The organism is Bradyrhizobium canariense, assembly GCF_900105125.1.
GTDB classification, from domain to species: Bacteria; Pseudomonadota; Alphaproteobacteria; order Rhizobiales; family Xanthobacteraceae; genus Bradyrhizobium; species Bradyrhizobium canariense_A.
On sequence record NZ_LT629750.1, the window covers coordinates 3,691,716 to 3,713,381 of the forward strand.

Below are 21,666 nucleotides of genomic sequence, written 5' to 3' on the forward strand. Positions count from 1 at the left end.
GCTTTCCACCCTTTGCACGCGAGGCTGCGGGTGCGACGGGCACCCGGCATTCCCCACGCCCTCGCCTGTCGAGGCGAACGGGTTTTTCACAGCCTGGGCGCATTGCGCCGTGGGAGCGCGGATGCACGTCTGTAATTGGCTTTTTGAAAAGTGAATCGGGAAGTGCGCAGGTGTTGCGAAACGGTAAGCGTCACTGATCGAAGAGGCTGCCCGAAATCGAATACAAGTCGTCATCATCCGCGAAAGCGGATGATCCAGTATTCCGAGATGCCAGTAATAGAACCGAAAAGCCGCAGCGTACTGGATACCCCGCCTGCGCGGGGTGACGATATTTGCGAGGAACGCTCTTGCAACCTACGACTAGCTTGTATGGACCTTGCAAGCTAATGTTCCCTACCTCCGACTGAAGCAGATCGCCGATGCTCACGCTTTATTCCTACCCACCCTTGTTCGGCGTCGCCGATAACAACGGCTATGGCCTGAAAGTGTTCGCGTTCCTGCGGCTGGCCGGCGTGCCGTTCCGGCACGAACATATTTTCGATGCCTCGAAAGCGCCGCGCGGCCAGTTGCCCTATATCGTCGACGGTGACGATACCGTCGGCGACAGCGAGGCCATCCTGGCTTTTGTCACGAAGAAATACCGCGTGCCGCTCGACGCCGCGCTGACGCCGGCGCAGCGCACCACAAGCCTGCTGATCACGCGCATGCTCGACGACCTCTATTGGGTGATGTCATATTCACGCTGGAAGGACGAGCGTTACTGGCATGCGTTCCGCGACGCGCTGATGCGCGAGCATCCGAGCCTGACCGAAGAAGGTCTTGCCAAGGCAAAGGAGTTCAACGCGCAGCGCTATTACTACCAGGGCATCGGCCGCTACGATGCAGATGCCGCGATGGCGCGCGGGCTCGCCGATCTAACGGCGCTTGCCAATCTCATCCCGCCGCACGGCTATGTGCATGGCGAGAAGCCGACCAGCATCGATGCCGCGATCTACGGCTTCATCGCCAACATCTATTTCTACGACATCGATACGCCGCTGAAACAGTTCGTGGTCGCGCACGACAATATCGTGCGGCACTGCCGAGCGATTCATGAGGCGGTGCGAGCGTAGGATGGGCAAAGGCGTTTCGCGCCGTGCCCACCGTTCATCTGCGCCGCAAGTTGGTGGGCTCGCGAAGTTTATCACCGGGCGCGCATTCGCGCGACCCGTTGGCTTAGCCCACCCTACAGTCGCTTTACCGCTGCTTCATCAGCGCGTCCCGCGCCTCGGAGAGTTCGAGAAAGGCCTGGGCGTTACCGCCGGTGTCGGGATGCGCGGTCTTGGCGGCGCGCTTGTAGGCCCGATGGATTTCGGTCGGAGCCAGCGGGCAGCCGAGCGGCAGGCCGAGCATTTTCCGGTGGCGTTCTTCCGGCGTCAGCGATTTTGGGGCGAGGCCGCGCTTGCCGAACCGCGGCGTGGTGAGATCATGCAGCACGTCGCAAACGACACCCAGCCGCCGGCGCGCGGCCTCCGTCGTGATCCGGTCCGCCAGCATCGCCGACGCCGAGCGCAGGCTCGGCAGCGCCTGCGTCGCCGCCTGGCGCAGCGTCACGTCGGCGCTGTCTCGCGCGATCTCCGCGACCAGCCGCGCCACCTCGCCATAGTCGGGCGCGGAGTCCGAGCAGAACCGCTCGACGGCCAGTTGCCACTCCCTGAACTTCGTATCCATGAGCGAAATATCGGTGCGAAATGTCTTTATTGAATGGCTGTAACGCGCAAATACGGCTTGGCGTTTCCGGTGTCGCCCGTTTGAATTAACGTATCGCTAATTCCTTAAAAACAACTGACCTGAGGAAACCGCCATGCCCCTGCTGCAAAACCATATCGCCGTCATCACCGGTTCCGGCTCGGGCATCGGCCGCGCGATCGCGCTTGGCTATGCCCGCGAGGGCGCGCAGGTGGTGCTGCTCGACGTCAACGAGAAGGCAGCAGCCGAGGCCACCCGGGAAATCCGCGATGCCGGCGGCAAGGCCGAAAGTTTTGCGCTCGACGTCACCAAACGCGAGGACTGCATCGCGGTTGCGAAAAGAATCGCCGACAAGGTCGGGCGGGTTTCGATCCTCGTCAACAATGCCGGCATCAACCGCCGCAACGCCTTCACCGCCGATGCCGAAGCCGTGCTGAAAGACTGGCAGGACATCATGGCGATCAACCTGAACGGCACATTCAACGTGACGCATGCGTTTCTGGCGCCGCTGCGCGCCAGCAAGGGGCGCATCGTCAATATCGGCTCGATCCAGTCCTTTGTGCATGTGCGCACGCCGAACTCACCGGCCTATACGGCGTCCAAGCATGGCGTGCTCGGCTTCACCAAGGCGCTTGCCGCCGAGCTCGGCAAGGACGGCGTCCGCGTCAATGCGATCGGCCCCGGGCTGATCGAGACGCCGTTGAATGCCAGCGTGCGCGCCACCAACCCGGAACTGGTGAAGATCTTCATCGATCACACCCCGCTGGGACGCGCGGGCAAACCCGAGGACATCGTCGGTCCCGCCCTCTTCCTCGCCTCCGATCTCTCCAGCTACGTCACCGGCTCGATCGTGATGGCGGATGGCGGGTATCGGACGATCTGATATGCGCGATGCTCCCGACTTTACAGATGTCGTCGCCCGCGAAGGCGGGCGATCCAGTATTCCGAGGCGTGCAACGACAACACATGGGCGCCTCGGGATACTGGATACCCCGCTTTCGCGGAGTATGACGTGTGCAATTCGTAGTCACGCGCGGCCAAGATCGGGCGATTTAGTGTCGTATACAGGGCATTTCAACGCGTTAGCACTTCGTTAAGGTTTTGTTAACCGACTCCGCGCACGGTCGAATGGCTGAGGGCGTGTTTCTCGATGTTTCCGTTCACGATTCGAACGGGCGTTGATCGGGAGGTGTTGATGACCCATGAGTTAGCCGTTTTCGCGCCGGATTTTCCGGCGTCTTCGCTGGCCCCAAACGAGATCGTGCCGTTGCTGATCGGATCCACCGTCGGCGAGATCGAGCGGGAGCTGGTACTGCAAACATTGGCGCGCTGCGGCGGCAACCGGACTCGCGCCGCGCGCGTGCTCGGGGTGTCCGTACGCACCCTGCGCAACAAGATCCGGCTTTATACCGCCGGCGGAATCAACGTACCTGCGCATACGATCTAGAGATGCGTCTGGTTCGGCGCCGCTGAATCGGACGCATCGCTATTTTGTTTGACGCGTTTTGCTCACGCGAAGCGGTATCCACTTCGCGCGAAAACGCTATAGGGTAGTACCAACCGGGAAACAATCCCGGATGGAGGAATACCCATGTCTAACGCCCCGCGTTTTGACATCGACGTGCCGGCGTTCTGGGCCGATCCCTATCCTGATCTCGCGCGGATGCGGAAAGAGGCGCCGATCGCCTTCGTGCCGCAGCTGGGCTCAACGGTCTTCACCCGCCGCGACGATATCTTCACGCAGGAAAAGCGCATCGACGTGTTCTCCTCGCACCAGCCGGCGGGGCTGATGAACACGCTGATGGGCCACAACATGATGCGCAAGGATGGCGAGGCGCACATGTCGGAACGATCGGCGATGTTTCCGGCGGTCTCGCCGCGCACCGTGCGCGACACCTGGCGCCGGCAGTTTCAGGCCCACGCCGATCGCATTCTGGATGAACTCGCGCCGGCCGGCCGCGCCGACCTCTGCAAGGCCTTCGCGCTGCCGCTGTCGGCGGAATGTCTAAAAGACATCACCGGCCTGACCAATATGCGTTTTCAGGATATGGATGCGTGGTCGCAGGCGATGATCGACGGCATCGCCAACTACACCGGCAACAAGGAAATCGAAGCACGCTGCCACGCCGCCACCGCGGGCATTGATGCCGCGATCGACGACATGATCCCGGTGGTGACAAAACATCCCAACACCTCGATCCTCAGCGTGCTGCTGGCCGCGGGCATGCCAATCGACAGCGTGCGCGCCAACATCAAGCTTGCGATCTCGGGCGGACAGAACGAACCGCGCGACGCCATCGCCGGTACGATCTGGGCCCTGCTGACGCATCCCGAACAGCTCGCGTGGGTCACCGGGGAACGCGCGAAATGGATTGACGTGTTCGAGGAATATGCGCGCTGGATCGCACCGATCGGAATGTCGCCGCGCCGGGTCGCAAAACCGTGGTCGTATGGCGGCGTCGATTTCGAACCGGAGGACCGCGTGTTTTTCATGTTCGGCTCGGCCAATCGCGACGAGGCCTGCTTCAGCGAACCCGACCGTTTCGACATCACGCGCGATACCGCCAAGAGCATCGCGTTCGGCGCCGGCCCGCATTATTGCGCCGGCGCCTTCGCGTCGCGCGCGATGGTCGCCGACGTCGCGCTGCCCAGCATTTTCGCGCGACTGAAGGGACTGCGGCTGGATCAATCTGCCCCGGTGCGGATCGGCGGTTGGGCATTTCGCGGACTGCTCAATCTGCCGGTGCTGTGGGACGCGATATAATCCGTTGCCGCCTGATCTTGCTGTTGATGAATCCGCTGGCGTCGTCAGCTTAATTGCTGCGGTCATTGAACCTCTGCTAAAAAGCTAGGAAATAATAGGGGGCGCATGCGTGGCGGACGATTCAACCACCCGACCGGGAAAACAGGGACCGCAAGGCCCGCGCGGACGTCAGGGCGAGCCGGGACGTCCGGGACCGCAGGGCCATCCCGGACGGCAGGGCGTCGACGGCGCGCGCGGCAAGCCGGGTCTGCAAGGCAAACCGGGGGTCCAGGGCAAGCCCGGACCACAAGGCAACCGCGGTGAACCCGGCGCAAGAGGCGAAGCTGGTCCCCGTGGCGAAGCGGGTCCTCGCGGCGAGACCGGACCGCCGGGCCGATTACCTTCGATCGAACAGGTGATGCCGTGGCTGCATATGATCTTCGATGCGTGGGAAGATCACCGGCGCATGCGCGAACGCGAAGCGCGCGAGGCTGCCGAACTTGAAGCGGCGGAGCAGCAAGCGCTGGCGGCGCTGAACGAGGCAGACCCCGACGATGCGGACGATGATGACGATCGCCGCGAGAAGAAAAAGAAGAAGCACAAGGATAAGGACAAGAAGTAGATCGCTGCGGCGATGGCGCTTCGCTGCCGAGCCGGCCAGCTAGCGCGGACGTGCCGGGACCCGGCCCCGCGGGATTTGCCGGCGCATGATGCGGCACCAGAAATAGGCCGCGAGCGCGCCCGCCATCACCGTCATGATGATATTGGCCTCGCTATACGATCGATCCCAGCAGACCATTCCGATGGTCCAGAAAACCGAAAAAAATACGGCGCTGCATTTCAATCGAGCCGAAGGAAACATGGCTGCGCTCCGAATGGCCGGTAAAACTGGTGGCCATCATGAGCGCAGCCAGCTCGCGGTACCGTGAGCTGCGTCACGCCGGATGCGAACTACCCGAACCGCAGCTTCGAGCGTTCCCGCGCTTTCTCGGCTTCGATCTCGCGGTCGCGCGAGGGCGCGTGGGTGTGCAGCGACGTCAGCAGCCGGCGGGCGGCTTGCGAGACGTCAGCGACGGCGCGATCGAACGCGGCCTCATTGGCCTGCGACGGCTTGTTGAAGCCCGAGAGCTTGCGAACGAATTGCAGCGCGGAAGCATGGATTTCGTCGTCGGTCGCGGGCGGTTCGAAATTGAACAACGTCTTGATGTTGCGGCACATGGTGTTCTCCTCTGCCCGCGGGCGTACGGCCAATGAGTTCAAGGATTTTTCCTGAGACAAATCTAGCCAGCCGGCGGCAAAGCGCAATTCGCTTCGCTGCGGCCGCGGGCAACTTCATGCTGGAACCATGCGGGGCCGCATGGATTGGTTTTATATATCTCGTCCGACAACCTATGGCTCCAGGGACACTGCACATGGACACGCCCCCGCAGCGTTCGCTTCGTGATGGTTTCCTCGCGGATTGCGAACGCATTCACCGCGAATGGGATGCTTATGCCCGCTCGCTCGACACCGACGGCCTGATCGCTCTTTATGCGCAAGATGCCATTCTCGAAACGCCACTGGTGCCCGCGATCTTTGAAGGACGCAGCGGCGTCCTCAGCGGACACCACGAAATCCGGCCGTTCTTCGAGGAAGGCGCGCGGCGCCGGCCGAACGAACTCGTGCGGTGGTATCGAACTGGCAACTGGTTGACCGACGGAAAACGGGTTCTGATGTGGGAGTATCCGCGGCAAGCGCCCGACGGCAATCAAATCGAGCTCCTCGAGGTTATGGAAATCGAGCATGGCCTGATCCAGCACCACCGCATCTACTGGGGATGGTTCGGTGTCAACCAGCTCACACAGAACGCAGTGAGCAAGGTAAAGCGGCCGGGTTAGTATCCGTATCGCTGTTTTCTCCATGATTTGTGCTATATGTTAGAGACTGCGCGCGCCCGCGGACAAACCAGCGAGTTCCAGAATGACCCACGTCACCTACAAGATCGTTCAACATGACGGCGGCTGGGCCTATACCGTCAACGGCGTGTTTTCCGAGACGTTTGCGAGCCATGCCGCAGCGCTGGCCGCGGCGAAGCGCGCCGCCACCGAGCAGCGCGTGCCGGGGCGTACCGAGGCGATCGAATACGAGACCGCCGATGGCAAATGGCACACCGAGACCGCCGCTGGCAACGATCGTCCCGAAACCGACATCGAGGACAAGGCGTAAGTATTCCTTCGCGCGGTCGGCATTGATCAAAAATTTTTCAGGGATCGCCGTGATGCTGCCATCTCGGATCGTCTCGCGCGGCGTGATAGACTCGCGCCCGAGCGGCCCGGGTCAAGCGGCCACATCCGAGAGAGAAACATCATGGGGTTTTTGCGTGCGGCACTATCGGTTGTTTTTGCAATGACGTCATTTGCTGCTGTCGCGGCGGACTACCCCGCACCGAAACAAGGCGACTGGATCGCCGAGGATTTCAAATTCCACACCGGCGAGACCATGCCGGAATTGCGGCTTCACTACACCACGATCGGCGAGCCGACCGGCCAGCCGGTGCTGGTGCTGCACGGCTCGGGCGGGTCGGCGGCGAGCCTGCTGACGCCTGCCTTTGCAGGTGAGTTGTTCGGCCCCGGCCAGCCGCTCGATGCCTCGAAATATTACGTCATCATTCCCGACGCTCTCGGCCACGGCAAATCGTCAAAACCCTCCGACGGCCTGAAAACGAATTTCCCGAAATACGATTACGCCGACATGGTCGATGCCCATTATCGCCTGGTCACGGAAGGCCTCGGCATCAAGCACCTGCGGCTTGTGATCGGCAACTCGATGGGCGGCATGCATGCCTGGATCTGGGCTGTCAGATATCCCGAGATGATGGATGCGGTAGTGCCGATGGCGTCGCAGCCGACCGCGATGGCGGCGCGCAACTGGATGCTGCGGCGGTTGATGCTCGAGACCATTCGGAACGATCCGGATTACAATGGCGGCCATTACACGGCGCAGCCGCGCATGATGAAATACGCCATCAATCTGTTCCAGGTCGCGACCAGCGGCGGCACGCTCGGCTATCAGACGCTCGCGCCGACGAGCGCGAAGGCCGACAAGATGGTGGACGAGCGGCTGGCGGCGCCGGTGACGGCCGATGCCAACGACTTTGTCTATCAATGGGAAGCCTCGCACGATTATGATCCGTCCGCCGGAATGGAGCAGATCAAGGCCACGTTGCTCGCCATCAATGCCGCCGACGACGAGCGCAATCCGCCGGAAACCGGCGTCACCGCGGCCGCGATCAAGCGCATCAAGAACGGCCGGCTCTATCTGATCCCGGCGAGCAACGAAACGCGCGGCCATCTCACCACCGGCAACGCCAAATTTTATACGGAGCAGTTGCGCAAATTGCTGCAAACGGCGCCGCAGCACGCGATGTGAGTTGCGCGCAATGGGATGAGCCTCGATGTCATCCAAACGCTTCCGTCAAATTGCGCTGGCTCTGCCCGCAGCGGTCGAGGGTTCGCACCAGGGACACGCTGACTTTCGCGTCGGCAAGCGCATCTTTGCCACACTCGGTTATCCCGATGAAGATTGGGGCATGGTGAAACTGACGCCGGACCAGCAATCCATGCTGGTCGAGGCCGAGCCCGAAATCTTCCGCCCCGTCCCGGGCGGATGGGGCAAGCACGGCAGCACCAATGTGCGGCTCGCCAAGGCCGATTCCGCGACGCTGCAAAGCGCACTCACGCTTGCATGGCGCAATATCGCGCCGCAGTCGCTCAAACTGCCGGAAAAGAAGAGGCGCTGATTTCGCACCGCATCAATCGGCGATACGCCCCATCGCTCATTTTTTGAGCGTGCATCCTCGCGGCGGCTCGGGCCTAATTCGCTCAATCGCAGGATTCGCTGGAGCCGGAAAACGCGGCAAGCGATGGAGAAGCCTACGCAACGTGGAGGATCGTATGCGACGGTTCGCGCAGATCGCTTTGCTGGCGTGCTTGTCCGCGCTGACGGGTGCGGCGTTCGCCTTCGACAACGGCCAATACGAGAATGTGCCTCCCGAGATCCGCGCCTGGTTCAAGGGCGTGGTCGCTCCCAACGGGGTGCCCTGCTGTGACATGGCTGACGGCCATCGCACCGAATATGATTTTCGCAACGGCGCCTATTGGGTGCCGATCGAAGGCGAGTGGATGCCGGTGCCCGAACGCGCCATCATCCGCGACCGCGGCAATCCGGTCGGCCAGGCGGTGGTGTGGTACGTGCATCACGGCGGCGGCATCGTGATCAGTTGCTTCGTGCCGGCCGACGCGGTGTGAGGTCGGCGTATCCGCGCAAGAAGATCGGCCGAGGATGGCATCGGCTCGCCGCAGATGTTGCGTCGTCGGATGCCTTCCCAAGCAGCACCGGAATAGCGGGTGGCCGACGCGCCTTCGCGATGATAGAATCCGGACGTCACGAAGCATCTTTCCGGAGACAGCCCTTGACCGACCTTGCCGCCAGCGACCTCGCCACGATCTATCCGAAACCGACACCGCGCGTGATCGCGAAGGCGCGGCCGGAACTCGACAGCCACGCGACAGACTTTATCGCGATGTCGCCGTTTTGCGTGCTGGCAACATCAGGCTCCGACGGCAGCGTCGACGCTTCGCCGCGCGGCGGTAATCCCGGCTTTGTCCATGTTGCCGGGCCGAACCGGTTGCTGATGCCGGATCGCTCCGGCAACAACCGGATCGACAGTTTCAAAAATATCGTCGAAGGCTCAGGCTTCGTGCAATTGATCTTCTTCGTGCCCGGCATCGACGAGACCTTGCGCGTCGGCGGCAAGGGCGCACTCTCGGCCGATCCGGACCTGCTGGCATCGATGGTGGAGTTCGGCAAGCCGCCGCGCGTGGTGTTGAGCATCGCCGTGCACGAGGCCTATTTCCACTGCGGCAAGGCGCTGATGCGTTCAAAGCTGTGGTCGCCGGAGATCCGGGTCGAACGCGAAGTATTTCCCAGCATCAGCCAGGTGATCCACGATCAGACAAGCCTTGGTGAGCCGGAGGCGCAGGCCGTGGTCGAGGCGCGCTACAAGACGCAGTTGTAAGATCTTGAGAAGCGGACCACGCGGCTACGAAGTCGTGGATGGCCGGGTCAAGCCCGGCCATGACGAACTAACATTCAGTGCTCGCTCTCGAGCCCGCCGACATGCTTCTGCGTATAAAGTTCAAGCCCGATGCGCTGGATCAGATCAAGCTGGGTTTCGAGGAAATCGATGTGGTGTTCCTCGTCCTTCATCAGAGATTCGAACAGGTCGCGCGACACGTAATCCTTGACGCCATGGCAATAGGTCGCCGCTTCCTGGTAGAGGGCGCGCGCACCCACTTCGGCGGCCAGGTCGCATTCGATGATTTCCTTGACGTTCTGGCCGATCCGCAAGGGATCGAGCACCTGCATGTTGGGAAATCCGTCGAGGAACAGGATGCGATCGGTAAAGCGGTCGGCGTGGTTCATTTCCTCAATGGATTCCTTGCGCCAGACCTTCGCCATCTCCAGCAAGCCCCAGTTGTTGAGGAGCCGGTAATGCAGCCAATACTGGTTGATGGCCGTCAGTTCGCTGCGCAGACCCTTGTTGAGGTAATCGATGACTTTTGGGTCGCCCTGCATGATGCGCTCCGGTTGCGAGACCTGAATCGGCCCCTCGCTTTGATTTAGAATGCTTCTAAATCAGTTTAACCGCGAGAGCAACCCTTTTGCCGAGACGACAAAAGAGACTACGAATTCAATTAATTACGAAAATATTAGGCGGCCGCCACGTGAGCCAGGTCGCCAAGATGATGAACGTGCTCTGGATGGCCATGCGCGTGCGCCTGGCTATGCGGGCAGCCGGCACAGCAGGCCTTGGCGCAGGCGCCGAGGGCCTCGTCAATGATGGTCTTGATGGTGCGCGCGCACCGCCCGCACTCGGCGCTGCAACCGAGGCATCCATAGAGCTGCTTGGGGCTTCGGGGGAGGCCTTCTGAGCCACTGACCGCATTACGGACGTCGTGGTCGGTCAGCACGTTACAGGAACAAACAATCATGAAACGGGGGCTCATCGGTGACTGTACGATGATGAGATATTGAAGGCGGCGACCGGAAGCAAAAGGAAAAACCGTCTTTTCAAGCTATTCCAAACTGGGGCATCAAACTCTAGAACGGCTCTAAAAAGCGCTGCGGCACAGGCACAACCTCTCGTGCCCATTTCCGGGACGTCTCGCGTTAATCGCTTCCGCCACCTCCGTCACTGCTACTCCCGCCGCCATCACCGCCGCTTGAATCGCCTGAAATGCTCGAATGATCAGATGCGGAATGATGGCCGCCCCAGCCGTGATGGCTACCGCTGTCATCGCCGCCGAAACTGGCGTCGCTCGAGCCAAACGCACCGGAAGCGGAGCCGCCGCTTCGACGGCTCTTCCGCGATCGCGTCATCAGCGCGCAGCAAATCAGCGCTGTCATGCCGACTGCAATTCCAAAAGCCGTCGTTGCCAGTGTCATGGTGTCGTGTCGTTCTAAAATGAACGGGGAGCGCCGCTTGTGCGCCGCAAAAGCGCCCACACCAGCGACCATTTGTTGCTGAATATGGCAACCCCGTTCATTGATCATTCAAGCTGAATGTGGAACTTTCGATGCGACAGACTGCTTAAACGCTGTCCTTGCTCAATGAGAAAGGTGAAGCCATGAGGAAGACATTGATGGCACTCGCTGCCGTCTCCACCCTCGCCATTTCGGCCGTGGCGCCTGCGCCGGCTCATGCCCAGCGCGGTGTTGGTGCCGCGATCGCCGGCGGAATTATCGGCGGCGCCATCGTTGGCGGCGCACTTGCCGGTCCGGGCTATTACGGACCCGGCTACGGCTACTATGGACCCGGTTACGGCTATTACGGCGCACCCGCCTATGCAGCCGGCCCGGGCTATGGACCTTGCTACTGGCAACGGCAGCGTTTCTGGGACGGCTATGGCTGGCGATATCGCAATGTAAGGGTCTGCGACTAAATCCGTTCACCTTCATTAAATCAGCAACGGCATCCCCGGAAACCGGTGTTCCCGGGGATGTGATTGAGAAATTGGCCTGAAAAAACCTTTTTTCCGGCCCACCAGCCTGCCGACGTTTACTTTCGATTGACTGTTGTGCGCTTTTTAGCGAGACGGCCACCTTCGAATACGGCGTGTGAGTTCACCTTAAACCCGGCGCTGAGCGAAGGCGCCATCTCCAGGAGAGCACAAGACATGAATAAGACATTTGCTGCCCTCGTCGCGGTCGCAACCGTTGCCGGTTCGCTCGCTGCGACTCCCGCAAGCGCACAGCGCGGCCTCGGCGCGGCTGTGGCTGGCGGCATCATCGGTGGCGCGATTGTCGGCGGAGCCGTCGCCGCCAGCCGTCCGGCCTATGGTGGGCCGGTGTATGTGGAAGACGCCCCGCCGCCGCCCTGCCACTGGGCTCGCGAGCGCTTCTGGGATGGCTACGCCTGGCGCTTCCGTCGCGTCGAGGTCTGCAACTGATCTGATCGCGTCAGCGCGGCATCCGTCGCGCTTTGATTTCGAAAACCCGGCTGAAGTTTCAGCCGGGTTTTTTCTTTTTAGCCATAGCGTTTTCGAGCGAAGTGGATACCGGTTCGCGTGAAGAAAACGCGTCAAAAATAACGGCTAGATATCCGGTTCTGATCTATCAGAACCGGATATCTAGCGCGCCGCATTCATCGAGCGCAGCACGGTTTCACTTGGCCAGCAGTCCACCTTAAGCCCCTTCGATTTCTGATATGCACCCAACGCTGCGCGCGTCAGCATCCCCGCTTTGCCGTCGAGCTTGTCCTTGTAAAGACCAAGACGCGTGAGCTGTCGCTGCATCGCTTCGACGTCGGCCGTGCGTAATTGCGTCGAGGCGGACCACGGCGTCGCGAATGGCTGCGGGCTCAGCATGCGGTCGCTGAGGTGGCCGACGAACAGCACATAGAGATCCGAAAAATTATATTCCTTGATGACGAAATAATTCTTCGTGGTCAGAAACGCCGGACCATAGATCCCCTCGGGCTGCAGCAGCGATGCCGGCTGAGCCTGTTCGGCGGCGCTGAGTTTTTGCCCGCGCACCGGCACAAAACCTTCGCGCAGCCACTCGCCGATCGGCTTCGTCACTTCGGGCACGCCTGAGGTGCAATCCGCGCTCGCCGGTGCCTGCACTTCATAGGCCCAGCGCACGCCCGGCTGCCAGCCCTTGTTGACGAGTTGCTCGGCGGCAGAGGCAAGCGCGTCCGGCACCGAATGCCAGATGTCCTTGCGGCCATCGCCATCGAAATCGACCGCGTGCTGGTAAAATTCCGACGGCAGGAATTGCGTGAGACCGGTGGCGCCGGCCCAGGACGAGAGCAAATCCTTGCGCGTCACTTCGCCGTCACCGATCATCTTCAGCGCCAGGATAAATTCGTTGCGGTATTGATCCTTGCGACGGCCGACATAGGCCTGTGTCGCCAGCACGCGTAACCCGTCATAGGGCAGCGTGTAGCGGCCAAAGTCGGTTTCGCGGCCCCAGATGGCGAGTACAACGGTGCCGGGCACGCCGAAGCGCGCCTCAATGCCGGACAGCGCGTCGCGATACTTCGCCATCAGCCGCTGTCCCTCTTCCGCCAGCCGCGCAATGCTGGCTTCCTTGAGGTAATCCGCCGGCACTTGCACGAACTCCGCCTGCGACGGCGCGCCGGTCGCGGGACGTCCGGGCAATATCAGGTCAGGCAATTTATAATCCGGCTCGAGGCCGCGCGTTTGCGCATCGAACGTCGCGCGCGAAACGCCGGCCGCTTGCGCCTCCGGCCACAACAACGACGTGATGAATTGCGTAAAGGCCGCGTCAGCGGCGCGGGCGGCAGACGAGCCCGAAATTAGCGCAACAATGGAAAGCCCGAGCAGGATCCGATTAAAAGCGTTCACGAGCTTGATCCGTCGCATCGCTGCCTACCATTCGTGAACCAGCGGCGGCTTTTACCTCACCGCCACAATGAAGATCCGCGGAAACCGCAGCAGCACCTTGCCATCCGCCTGCGGCGGATAGCTGGCGGCGATGCGCGCGGTGTATTCGGCGAAATATTGCTTGCGCTCGGGCGGCTCCAGCGGGTCGACGAACGGCCGCAGCCCTGTTCCTTTGACCCATTCCACGATGGCGGCGGCATCCTGCAGCACGTGATTATAGATCGTGTGCCAGATTTCCAGCCGCCTGCAGAGCGGACCCAAAGCATCATAATAAACGCCTGGCGTCGGAACCGTGTCGCGCACCCGCGCCTTGTCGGCAAGCTTTTCCCGCCATGGCCCGACCTGCGCGACCTCGCGCATCAGGACATGGGAAGGCTCATCGAGATTGTCAGGCATTTGCACCGCGAGCACGCCACCCGGCGGCAGCGTGCCAAGCAGCCGCTGTAGCTGCTTCAGATGGCCAGGCACCCATTGGAAGATCGCATTGGCAAACAGCACATCGGTCTTTTCCGGCGGCACCCAATGCGCGACGTTGACCTCGATGAACGTCTGTCCCGGCAGCCGTTCGCGCGCCTGCCGCAGCATGTCGGCGGAGGTGTCGATGCCGGTGACCGCGGCCTGCGGCCAGCGCTTGACCAGAAGCTCGGTCGAATTCCCAGGACCGCAACCGATATCGACGACCTTGCGCGCGTCGGCGATCGGGATCTGGGCCAGGAGGTCGCGCGACGGACGCGTTCGCTCGTCCTCGAATTTAAGATACTGCTGTGCGCTCCAGTCCGCCATGCCAGTGCCCGTTTCCGAAGTTTCGTGATCTCTCGCGGCGGCTTCCGCTTTATCGCGTCAGCTTCTTGTACTTCACCCGGTGCGGGATGATGGAGTCCTGCCCGAGCCGCCGCATCTTGTCTTTCTCGTAATCCTGGAAATTACCCTCGAACCATTCAACATGGCTTTCGCCTTCGAAGGCAAGAATATGCGTGGCGATGCGGTCGAGGAACCAGCGGTCATGGCTGATGATCACGGCGCAGCCGGCGAAATCCTCCAGCGCCTCTTCCAGCGCGCGCAGCGTATCGACGTCGAGGTCGTTGGTGGGCTCGTCGAGCAGCAGCACATTGGCGCCGGACTTGAGCATCTTGGCCAGATGCACGCGGTTGCGCTCACCGCCCGACAGCGCGCCAACCTTCTTCTGCTGGTCGGCGCCCTTGAAGTTGAACGACGAGCAGTAACCGCGCGAGTTGACTTCACGCTTGCCGAGCAGGATCAGCTCGTTGCCGCCGGAAATTTCCTCCCAAACCGTCTTCTTGCCGTCGAGATCGTCACGCGACTGGTCGACATAACCGAGATGCACGCTCTCGCCGACAGTAATGGCGCCCTTGTCCGGCGTCTCCTGCTTGGTGATCATCCGAAACAGCGTGGTCTTGCCGGCGCCGTTGGGGCCGATCACGCCGACGATGCCGCCCGGCGGCAGCTTGAAAGTAAGATTGTCGATCAACTCACGATCGCCAAAGCCTTTGCTGAGGCCTTCGAAGTCGACCACGTTCTGGCCGAGCCGCTCGGCGACGGGAATCGTGATCTGCGCGGTCTGGGTCTGCTTCTCGCTCGCCTGCTTCAGCAGATCTTCGTAACGCTGATAACGCGCCTTGGATTTGGCCTGACGCGCCTTGGGCGACGCCGCGATCCATTCCTGCTCGCGTGCCAGCGTGCGCTGATGCGCGGCATCCTCGCGGCCTTCCTGCTCAAGCCGCTTCTGTTTCTGCTGCAGCCAGGACGAATAATTGCCCTCGTAGGGAATGCCCTTGCCGCGATCGAGTTCAAGGATCCAGCTCGTGACATTGTCGAGGAAGTAGCGGTCATGGGTCACGATCAGGATCGCGCCCGGATAATTGCGCAGATGACCTTCGAGCCACGACACCGACTCGGCGTCGAGATGGTTGGTCGGCTCGTCCAGCAGCAGCAGTTCGGGCTGGTCGAGCAATAGCTTGCACAGCGCGACGCGGCGGCGTTCACCGCCGGAGAGTTTGGTGACATCGGCATCGTCGGGCGGACAGCGCAGCGCGTCCATCGCCTGATCGACCTTGCTGTCGAGATCCCACAGGCCCGCGGCCTCGATCTCGTCCTGCAATTTGGTCATCTCGTCGGCGGTCTCTTCCGAATAGTTCATCGCTAGTTCGTTGTAGCGGTCGAGGATCGCCTTCTGCTTGGCAACGCCGAGCATCACGTTTTCGCGGACCGTCAATTTGGCATCGAGCTGCGGTTCCTGTTCGAGGTAACCGACCCGGGCGCCGTCGGCGACCCAGGCTTCGCCGTTATATTCCTTGTCGAGGCCGGCCATGATCCGCAGCAGCGTCGATTTGCCGGAACCGTTGACGCCGAGCACGCCGATCTTGGCATCGGGGTAGAACGAGAGATGGACGTTATCGAGCACCTTTCGGGTCGGGTAGCTCTTGGTCAAACCCTGCATGAAATAGACGAACTGACGGGCCATCCGCGATCCCTGAAACCGTTGCATTTATGGAAATTTGCTGCCGCTGATGTAGCGGCGCCGCTGCCAAAGGGCAACCGCAGGCCCTTCGTTTTCCATTCGTTCACCACGGATGATTACGGGGCCGAAACCATGCATGCGGTAGATCACGACAATTGAAACCTTCTTTTAATAAATCAGGCCAAAACTTGGTTTCAGCGCCCAAAAGCGCGCCGCGCGGCAGGAGCCGCGGGCCAAAACAGCAGGGCCGTGCCATGGCAACCGTCACCCCAGCTACCCTCACCGCCCCGGCGCTCCGCCGCGACGAAGCGCGCAATCCTTTGGCTGGATTCCGCACCTTCTGGCGCCAGTTCGTCACCAGGGCATTCGACCCCTATCGGCCGGAACTGCACTATATGCGCGGCCCGGGACCCGCCTGCCGCGCCAAGGAACGGGCGCTGTCGCCCGCGGTCCAATCGATGCTCGCCGAAATCCGGTCCGCGAAGGCGATGAAGTCGTCCGCGTCGCTCTAGCAGCGGCCACTTTTTGGGCCGCAAGCGCTTGCACCCATGGGGATTGCGCGCGACCATGGCGTTCTCTTGACGGTTTTCCCGCCGTCTTCATCGCCATGAACGGACCTTCCCATGACGCGGCTGCGCTGTGCAATTCTCGACGACTATTTCAACACCACCTTGAAGATTGCCGACTGGTCGAAGATCGCGGACCGGGTTGACGTCACCGTCTTTAACGAGCCATTCGCCTCGCCGGAGGCTGCCGCCAGCGCGCTGAAGGATTTCGAGATCATCTGCGCGATGCGCGAGCGCACGGCCTTTCCGCGCGCCTCGTTCGAAGCGCTGCCCAAACTGAAGCTTTTGATCACCTCGGGCATGCGCAACGCATCGATCGACGTGGAAGCCGCCAAAGAGCGCGGCGTGGTGCTGTGCGGGACGCAGTGGGGCCAGGACCCGACCGCGCCGCTGACGATGGGTCTGATCCTGGAGTTGACGCGGGGCATCGGCCGCGAAAACGCGCGCATGCATGCGGGCGAGCCCTGGCAGAAATTCTGCGGCATCGAAATCGAGGGCAAGACGCTGGGCGTGGTCGGCCTCGGCAAGCTCGGAGCCAAGATGGCGGGCCTCGGCAAGGCGTTCGGCATGAACGTGATCGCGTGGAGCCCCAACCTGACGCCGGAACGTTGCAAGGAAGTCGGGGTCGGTTACGCCACCAAGCAGCAATTGTTCTCGACCGCCGACGTCATCACGGTTCACGTGGTGCTGAGCCAGCGTTCGCGCGGACTGGTGGGCCGCGAAGATCTGGCGCGGATGAAGCCCACGGCCTACCTCGTCAATACCTCGCGCGGGCCGATTGTCGATGAGGCGGCGCTGCTTGAGACATTGCAGCAGCGCAAGATCGCGGGCGCCGGGATCGACGTGTTCTCGGTCGAGCCGCTGCCGGTCGATCATCCGTTCCGCAAGCTCGACAATATGGTCCTGACACCGCACCTCGGCTACGTGTCCGAGGACGCATTTCGCGCCCATTACGGCCAGATGGTCGAAGGCATCGACGCCTGGATCAAGGGCGCGCCGTTGCGAAAACTGGCTTAGAGCATGATCCGGAAAAGTGGAAACCAGTTTTCCGAAAAGATCATGCTCAAACAAAAAGATAGCGCCAGAAACGCACATCGGGGTGAGTGCCATGACGCACTCACCCCGATGACGTTTATGATCCGAAATGTTGGCTTATCGCACTGTCACCGGCGCGGGCAGCGGCGGCACCACGGTCGGCTGCGTGCCGCCTGGAACGGCTGACATCGCGGTCGGCCCGGCATTCGGTCCGGGGACCGGCTGCGCCGAGGCGACAGCCGCTGGCGGCACACCGCCCGGCAGTACGACCACGCGAGTGCCGACCTTGGCGCGATCGAACAGGTCCGAAACGTCGTCGTTCAGCATGCCGATGCAACCTGACGAGACGAACTTGCCGATCGTCGAGGGCTGGTTGGTGCCGTGGATGCGATAGACCGTTGAACCGAGATACATCGCGCGCGCCCCCAGCGGGTTGCCGGGGCCGCCGGCCATGAAGCGCGGCAGATAAGGCTGACGATCGATCATTTCCGGCGGCGGATGCCAATCCGGCCACTCGGCCTTGCGGGTGATCTTCTGCACGCCGGTCCAGGTGAAGCCGTCGCGGCCGACGCGGACCCCGTAACGAATCGCCCGGCCGCCACCCAACACGTAATAGAGGTAGGTGTTGGGGGTATCGACCACGATGGTTCCTGCCGGCTCCTTGGTGGCGAACGCAACTTCCTGCCGGCGCAGATTCGGCGCCAGCTCCGCAGAACCCGTTTCCGGCTGCTCTTCCGGTGGCAGCGCCGCAACCGTCATCGGCCTGCCGTCGGCAGCCACGCCAGGCTGCCCTGGTCCGGCGGGCGCGTCCGGATTCCCAACCGATCCGGGCGGGCGCAAACCGCTCGTCGGAGCGCCACGATCAGAATAGATCACCGCCGGCGGTCCATCGGGACGGCCGTAGCGCGGATCATCGGGCGAAAGGATCGGGCCGGTGGGCGTGCCGCGATCGGAATAAACCGGCGGCGCATTCATCGGCCGGCCATAGCGCGGATCATCCGGCGACATCACCGGACCGGTCGGCGCGCCGCGGTCGGAATAAACCGGCGGAGCATTCATCGGACGGCCGTAACGCGGATCATCCGGCGACATCACCGGTCCGGGCGGCGACAGCGCGGTCGAACCCGGGTCCGACGCGTCTTCATCTTGCGAATCGAAATCCGGCGCGCTGGAGCCGCGGCGATAATCAGCCGGATAGCCGGTTTGCGGATAGGGCGAATAGACCGCGCCGGGGGCAGGCGGATAGCTCTGCTGTGCCTGTGCCAGCGAAGCACCTGCCACGCCAGCCGTCACGGCAGCACAAATCGTCAGAATGCGTTTGATCATCATCGCTCTTGTATAGTCCCCCAAGCCGACACCGGGTCGCCGACCGGAGATGACCGAAGATAGCGGCGCATTCAAGACAAATCGGGCCAATTGGCGCTGGGTTCCGGCATTTGTGATGATCCGCACGGGAACGTTGCAACGAAGCCTCACCGGATCAGGAAACGGCTACCGCCTGCGAGCCGAGCATTGTTCCGCCAATTTTTATCAAACGCCGCGAAAACCTTGCGCTATCCTTGGTTGAGCCTGATTCGCTGCGCGCTGGGGTGGCCTGCCGCGTCGTGGACGCGGCCAATTCTGTCATCACCGCGTTCCCGACAGCTCGCAATCCTTCGCAGATCTTCGCGAAGCGGAATTTGACGTCCATGCTCCCCGGCTTTCGTTTTTTAATCGCCGCGATCGTCCTGTCGATGTCGATCCTGGTGTTCGGATTCGGTGCCGCAGCGCTGCTGCGCACGGCCCATGAGGAATTCGCCAGCACGCCAGCCTGGTATCCGGCCCCCGAAACGAGATTTGCACAGGACAACCCGGCCACGAGGCCCGTGCTTGCGATGTTGCGCGTGGACGATGCGCCGAAAGCCGGGCAACCGGCGCCAAAGACTGCCCAGCCCGCGGCGGACAATGTTCCGGCCGCTGCGCCAGCAGAACAGGTAGCGGCGGCACCAGCCGCACAAGCGGCAACCGCGCCGGTCGAGCCAGCAGCGACCACCTCACCTCAATCGCAGCCTCCGTCCGACAAGATCGCCGCGCTGCAGCCGGCCGATTCGCCGCCAGCCGAAGTGGCAAAGCCCGAAACCGTGGCCCCGCAGAATCCGCCGCAGGCTGAGGCACCGCCGGCGCCTGCCGTTGCGCCCTCTCCTGCCGAGGAGACCAAGGTCGCGGCGACCGAGCCGGCCCTGCCGGCGGCAAACGAAGCTGTTGCGGTGGCTTCGGCCGTATCCCCCGATTCGATGGCGCCGGCTCCCGAAACTCTGCCAGCTCCCGAACAAGCGAGCACGGCAGGATCGTCGGATGCCGACAGCATCTCGACCAAGATCGCCACGCTGGGCGGCCCGCCTGTCGATATCGCGCAGGGATCGAACACCCAGGCTGCCAGCGCCAAACCGGACGATAGCGCGATCAAGAAGCGGCAGGAGGCGCGTCGGGAGGCGCGGCGCCGCCGGATCGCCGAGCGCGCCCGCCTGGCGCGACTGGCGGCACAGCAACGGCCGTTTGACCCGTTCGCTCCTCAGCCGGTGATGACAGCGGCTCAGCCGACGCTCACGGCCGCTCGGCCAGCGGTCGTCGCGCGCTAAAGGCTGCACCGTTTTTGCCGAATCAGGCCCTTGATCAGGCGGCTCCGGTGGCGATCGGCGGCCCGTCGGGCAGGCCCCATTCGGCCCATGAGCCGTCGTAAAGCGCGCTGCCGCGCACGCCCAGGCGATAGAGCGCGAGCGTCAAGACCAGCGCAGAGACGCCCGACCCGCAGGTGGTCACGATCGGCTTGGTCAAGTCGAGGCCGGTGCCCGTGAACGCCTTTCTGAGATCATCGAGCGGTTTCATCGCGCCGGTCTTGGGGTCGAACAGTTCGGCGTAAGGCACGTTGCGGCTGCCGGGAATGTGGCCGGAGCGGCGACCCGGCCAAGCCTCGGCGACCGTGCCTTCGAAACGCGGACGCGGGCGCGCATCGACCAATTGCTCATTTCGCGTTTCGAGATTGCCGACCAATTGCTCCTTGCTCCTGACATAGCTCGGGTCGAGCCTGGCCTGGAACTTGCCGGGCTTCGGCGTGACCTTGCCGGAATGCGTGGGACGGCCTTCGGCGCACCATTTCTGCAGGCCGCCATCGAGGACCTTCACATTGGGATGGCCGAACGACAGGAACATCCACCACGCCCGGGGCGCTGCGACCCAGCCGCCGGAATCATAGGCAACCACGGTATCGCCAGAGGAAATACCGAGCGCGGAGACGTCGCGCGCGAACTGCTCGGCGCTCGGATACATATGCGGCCGCGGATCGTTGGCAGCGGCAATGGTGTTGACGTTGAAGAACACCGCGCCTGGAATATGCGCGGCAAGGTAATCGTCCGCCGGCAGCGGAGTTACTCCGGGCATCTTGTACGACGCGTCGATGATCCTGACCTTGGGATCGTCAATATGCGCAGCAAGCCAGTCGGTCGAGACAAGCGGATCGTCGGTGGATGATGTCATGGATGGCACCTCGTTGTCATTCCGGGATGCGCCGACAGGCGCAGACCCAGAATCCAGAAGTTATATTACGAGATTCCGGGTTCGCGCTAACGCGCGCCCCGGAATGACGAAGGAGAGAGCTTTCATCCCTTCGGCTTCTTCGGCTCATATTTCTCGATCGGTCCGCCGGCGTCGCGCCAGGCGGCAAAACCGCCGGCCATATGCGCGACCGGCTTCAGGCCCATGTCCTGCGCGGTCTTGGCCGCAAGCGCCGAGCGCATGCCGCCGGCGCAATGAAAGATGAATTTCTTGTCCTGCTGGAAGATCGGCTTGGCGTAGGGGCTCGCCGGATCGATCCAGAATTCCAGCATGCCACGGGTGCAGGAGAACGCGCCGGGAATGCGGCCATCGCGCTCGATCTCGCGGGGATCGCGGATATCGACGATCACCACCTCACCATCGTGCGCGATCCTGATCGCATCCGCCGCGCTGACGGTCTCGATTTCGGCATTGGCTTCGTCGATCAGGGATTTGATACCGCGATGGATGGTCTGGGGCATTTGCTGTTCCCTTTGCTTTTTTTGGAACGTCATTCCGGGGCGCGCAGCGCGAACCCGGAATCTCGATCGAATTTCATTACTCCGAGATTCCGGATCGGTCCTTCGGACCGTCCGG

The 21,666-nt window shown here is 62.2% G+C and carries 29 protein-coding genes; 16 read left to right on the forward strand and 13 right to left on the reverse strand.

Features of this window, described 5'->3' with window-relative positions; all coding sequences use genetic code 11:
* The first annotated feature begins 419 nt into the window (after positions 1-419).
* The gene (locus tag BLV09_RS17675; protein ID WP_146688260.1) at positions 420-1,112 is read left to right on the forward strand and encodes a glutathione S-transferase family protein; all 693 of its coding nucleotides are present in this window, start codon (positions 420-422) and stop codon (positions 1,110-1,112) included.
* A 124-nt stretch (positions 1,113-1,236) separates the two neighbouring features.
* On the opposite strand, the gene BLV09_RS17680 is transcribed toward BLV09_RS17675, so the two are convergent.
* Positions 1,237-1,710, reverse strand: a complete 474-nt coding sequence (locus BLV09_RS17680) for a J domain-containing protein (RefSeq protein WP_146688261.1) — start codon at positions 1,708-1,710, stop codon at positions 1,237-1,239.
* Between the two features lie 133 nt (positions 1,711-1,843).
* On the opposite strand from BLV09_RS17680, the gene BLV09_RS17685 reads away from it, so the two are divergent.
* The 4 genes from BLV09_RS17685 (at position 1,844) to BLV09_RS17700 (ending at position 5,093) form a co-directional block, all read left to right on the forward strand.
* Positions 1,844-2,611: an SDR family NAD(P)-dependent oxidoreductase gene (locus BLV09_RS17685; RefSeq protein WP_146688262.1), complete on the forward strand. Its 768-nt coding sequence runs from the start codon at positions 1,844-1,846 to the stop codon at positions 2,609-2,611.
* 312 nt (positions 2,612-2,923) lie between these two features.
* The gene (locus BLV09_RS17690; RefSeq protein ID WP_100387138.1) at positions 2,924-3,175 is read left to right on the forward strand and encodes a helix-turn-helix domain-containing protein; all 252 of its coding nucleotides are present in this window, start codon (positions 2,924-2,926) and stop codon (positions 3,173-3,175) included.
* A 144-nt stretch (positions 3,176-3,319) separates the two neighbouring features.
* The gene (locus tag BLV09_RS17695; RefSeq protein ID WP_146688263.1) at positions 3,320-4,492 is read left to right on the forward strand and encodes a cytochrome P450; all 1,173 of its coding nucleotides are present in this window, start codon (positions 3,320-3,322) and stop codon (positions 4,490-4,492) included.
* A 109-nt stretch (positions 4,493-4,601) separates the two neighbouring features.
* On the forward strand, positions 4,602-5,093 hold the full coding sequence (locus BLV09_RS17700) for a collagen-like protein (RefSeq protein WP_146688264.1): 492 nt from the start codon (positions 4,602-4,604) through the stop codon (positions 5,091-5,093).
* A gap of 39 nt (positions 5,094-5,132) precedes the next feature.
* On the opposite strand, the gene BLV09_RS17705 is transcribed toward BLV09_RS17700, so the two are convergent.
* Both BLV09_RS17705 and BLV09_RS17710 read right to left on the reverse strand, forming a co-directional pair.
* Positions 5,133-5,333, reverse strand: a complete 201-nt coding sequence (locus BLV09_RS17705) for a hypothetical protein (RefSeq protein ID WP_146688265.1) — start codon at positions 5,331-5,333, stop codon at positions 5,133-5,135.
* 89 nt (positions 5,334-5,422) lie between these two features.
* Positions 5,423-5,689, reverse strand: coding sequence for a DUF2277 domain-containing protein (locus BLV09_RS17710; protein WP_100383689.1), 267 nt, complete (start codon positions 5,687-5,689; stop codon positions 5,423-5,425).
* A gap of 194 nt (positions 5,690-5,883) precedes the next feature.
* On the opposite strand from BLV09_RS17710, the gene BLV09_RS17715 reads away from it, so the two are divergent.
* The 6 genes from BLV09_RS17715 (at position 5,884) to BLV09_RS17740 (ending at position 9,527) form a co-directional block, all read left to right on the forward strand.
* The gene (locus BLV09_RS17715) at positions 5,884-6,348 is read left to right on the forward strand and encodes a nuclear transport factor 2 family protein (RefSeq protein ID WP_146688266.1); all 465 of its coding nucleotides are present in this window, start codon (positions 5,884-5,886) and stop codon (positions 6,346-6,348) included.
* A gap of 82 nt (positions 6,349-6,430) precedes the next feature.
* Positions 6,431-6,676: a DUF2188 domain-containing protein gene (locus tag BLV09_RS17720; RefSeq protein ID WP_146688267.1), complete on the forward strand. Its 246-nt coding sequence runs from the start codon at positions 6,431-6,433 to the stop codon at positions 6,674-6,676.
* A 141-nt stretch (positions 6,677-6,817) separates the two neighbouring features.
* A complete protein-coding gene (locus BLV09_RS17725; RefSeq protein WP_146688268.1) occupies positions 6,818-7,879 on the forward strand; it encodes an alpha/beta fold hydrolase in 1,062 nt (353 codons plus the stop codon).
* Between the two features lie 25 nt (positions 7,880-7,904).
* Positions 7,905-8,249, forward strand: a complete 345-nt coding sequence (locus BLV09_RS17730; RefSeq protein WP_146688269.1) for an MmcQ/YjbR family DNA-binding protein — start codon at positions 7,905-7,907, stop codon at positions 8,247-8,249.
* A gap of 154 nt (positions 8,250-8,403) precedes the next feature.
* Positions 8,404-8,757: a hypothetical protein gene (locus BLV09_RS17735; protein ID WP_100383692.1), complete on the forward strand. Its 354-nt coding sequence runs from the start codon at positions 8,404-8,406 to the stop codon at positions 8,755-8,757.
* Positions 8,758-8,921: 164 nt separating this feature from the next.
* The gene (locus BLV09_RS17740; protein WP_146688270.1) at positions 8,922-9,527 is read left to right on the forward strand and encodes a pyridoxamine 5'-phosphate oxidase family protein; all 606 of its coding nucleotides are present in this window, start codon (positions 8,922-8,924) and stop codon (positions 9,525-9,527) included.
* A 74-nt stretch (positions 9,528-9,601) separates the two neighbouring features.
* Here the strand turns inward: BLV09_RS17740 and bfr are convergent, their stop codons facing one another.
* The 3 genes from bfr to BLV09_RS17755 all read right to left on the reverse strand — a co-directional run bounded on the left by bfr (position 9,602) and on the right by BLV09_RS17755 (position 11,065).
* Positions 9,602-10,087: a bacterioferritin gene (gene bfr / locus BLV09_RS17745; RefSeq protein WP_100383694.1), complete on the reverse strand. Its 486-nt coding sequence runs from the start codon at positions 10,085-10,087 to the stop codon at positions 9,602-9,604.
* Positions 10,088-10,221: 134 nt separating this feature from the next.
* Positions 10,222-10,503: a (2Fe-2S)-binding protein gene (locus BLV09_RS17750; protein ID WP_146691176.1), complete on the reverse strand. Its 282-nt coding sequence runs from the start codon at positions 10,501-10,503 to the stop codon at positions 10,222-10,224.
* 178 nt (positions 10,504-10,681) lie between these two features.
* The gene (locus tag BLV09_RS17755) at positions 10,682-11,065 is read right to left on the reverse strand and encodes a hypothetical protein (protein ID WP_100383695.1); all 384 of its coding nucleotides are present in this window, start codon (positions 11,063-11,065) and stop codon (positions 10,682-10,684) included.
* A 74-nt stretch (positions 11,066-11,139) separates the two neighbouring features.
* On the opposite strand from BLV09_RS17755, the gene BLV09_RS17760 reads away from it, so the two are divergent.
* Positions 11,140-11,454 carry a hypothetical protein gene (locus BLV09_RS17760; protein WP_100383696.1) on the forward strand — a complete coding sequence of 105 codons (315 nt, stop codon included), beginning with the start codon at positions 11,140-11,142 and terminating at the stop codon, positions 11,452-11,454.
* Positions 11,455-11,688: 234 nt separating this feature from the next.
* Positions 11,689-11,961, forward strand: coding sequence for a hypothetical protein (locus BLV09_RS17765; RefSeq protein ID WP_100383697.1), 273 nt, complete (start codon positions 11,689-11,691; stop codon positions 11,959-11,961).
* Between the two features lie 180 nt (positions 11,962-12,141).
* Here BLV09_RS17765 and BLV09_RS17770 read toward each other — a convergent pair whose 3' ends face one another.
* From BLV09_RS17770 to ettA, 3 genes are read right to left on the reverse strand one after another with little or no spacing between them, the layout of a single operon-like run.
* The gene (locus BLV09_RS17770) at positions 12,142-13,398 is read right to left on the reverse strand and encodes a lytic murein transglycosylase (protein WP_146688271.1); all 1,257 of its coding nucleotides are present in this window, start codon (positions 13,396-13,398) and stop codon (positions 12,142-12,144) included.
* Between the two features lie 33 nt (positions 13,399-13,431).
* The gene (tam, locus tag BLV09_RS17775; protein WP_100383699.1) at positions 13,432-14,202 is read right to left on the reverse strand and encodes a trans-aconitate 2-methyltransferase; all 771 of its coding nucleotides are present in this window, start codon (positions 14,200-14,202) and stop codon (positions 13,432-13,434) included.
* A gap of 49 nt (positions 14,203-14,251) precedes the next feature.
* Positions 14,252-15,901, reverse strand: a complete 1,650-nt coding sequence (gene ettA / locus BLV09_RS17780) for an energy-dependent translational throttle protein EttA (protein ID WP_146688272.1) — start codon at positions 15,899-15,901, stop codon at positions 14,252-14,254.
* Positions 15,902-16,152: 251 nt separating this feature from the next.
* On the opposite strand from ettA, the gene BLV09_RS17785 reads away from it, so the two are divergent.
* Together BLV09_RS17785 and BLV09_RS17790 are read left to right on the forward strand one after the other, a co-directional pair.
* Positions 16,153-16,410: a hypothetical protein gene (locus BLV09_RS17785; protein WP_100383700.1), complete on the forward strand. Its 258-nt coding sequence runs from the start codon at positions 16,153-16,155 to the stop codon at positions 16,408-16,410.
* A gap of 111 nt (positions 16,411-16,521) precedes the next feature.
* Positions 16,522-17,481 (forward strand): D-2-hydroxyacid dehydrogenase family protein, encoded by a 960-nt coding sequence (locus tag BLV09_RS17790; RefSeq protein ID WP_146688273.1) that lies wholly within the window; start codon positions 16,522-16,524, stop codon positions 17,479-17,481.
* Between the two features lie 135 nt (positions 17,482-17,616).
* On the opposite strand, the gene BLV09_RS17795 is transcribed toward BLV09_RS17790, so the two are convergent.
* Both BLV09_RS17795 and BLV09_RS17800 read right to left on the reverse strand, forming a co-directional pair.
* Positions 17,617-18,828, reverse strand: coding sequence for a L,D-transpeptidase family protein (locus tag BLV09_RS17795; RefSeq protein WP_244549134.1), 1,212 nt, complete (start codon positions 18,826-18,828; stop codon positions 17,617-17,619).
* A 151-nt stretch (positions 18,829-18,979) separates the two neighbouring features.
* Entirely contained in the window at positions 18,980-19,189 is a 210-nt protein-coding gene (locus BLV09_RS17800) for a hypothetical protein (RefSeq protein ID WP_100383702.1), read from the reverse strand.
* Between BLV09_RS17800 and BLV09_RS17805 the strand changes: the two genes are divergently transcribed.
* The gene (locus BLV09_RS17805) at positions 19,188-20,117 is read left to right on the forward strand and encodes a hypothetical protein (protein ID WP_146688274.1); all 930 of its coding nucleotides are present in this window, start codon (positions 19,188-19,190) and stop codon (positions 20,115-20,117) included. The two genes, BLV09_RS17800 and BLV09_RS17805, sit on opposite strands and share 2 nt — an antisense overlap.
* A 34-nt stretch (positions 20,118-20,151) precedes the next feature.
* Here BLV09_RS17805 and sseA read toward each other — a convergent pair whose 3' ends face one another.
* Positions 20,152-21,012: a 3-mercaptopyruvate sulfurtransferase gene (sseA, locus tag BLV09_RS17810; RefSeq protein ID WP_146688275.1), complete on the reverse strand. Its 861-nt coding sequence runs from the start codon at positions 21,010-21,012 to the stop codon at positions 20,152-20,154.
* A gap of 122 nt (positions 21,013-21,134) precedes the next feature.
* On the reverse strand, positions 21,135-21,551 hold the full coding sequence (locus BLV09_RS17815) for a rhodanese-like domain-containing protein (protein WP_146688276.1): 417 nt from the start codon (positions 21,549-21,551) through the stop codon (positions 21,135-21,137).
* Between the last annotated feature and the right edge of the window lie 115 nt (positions 21,552-21,666).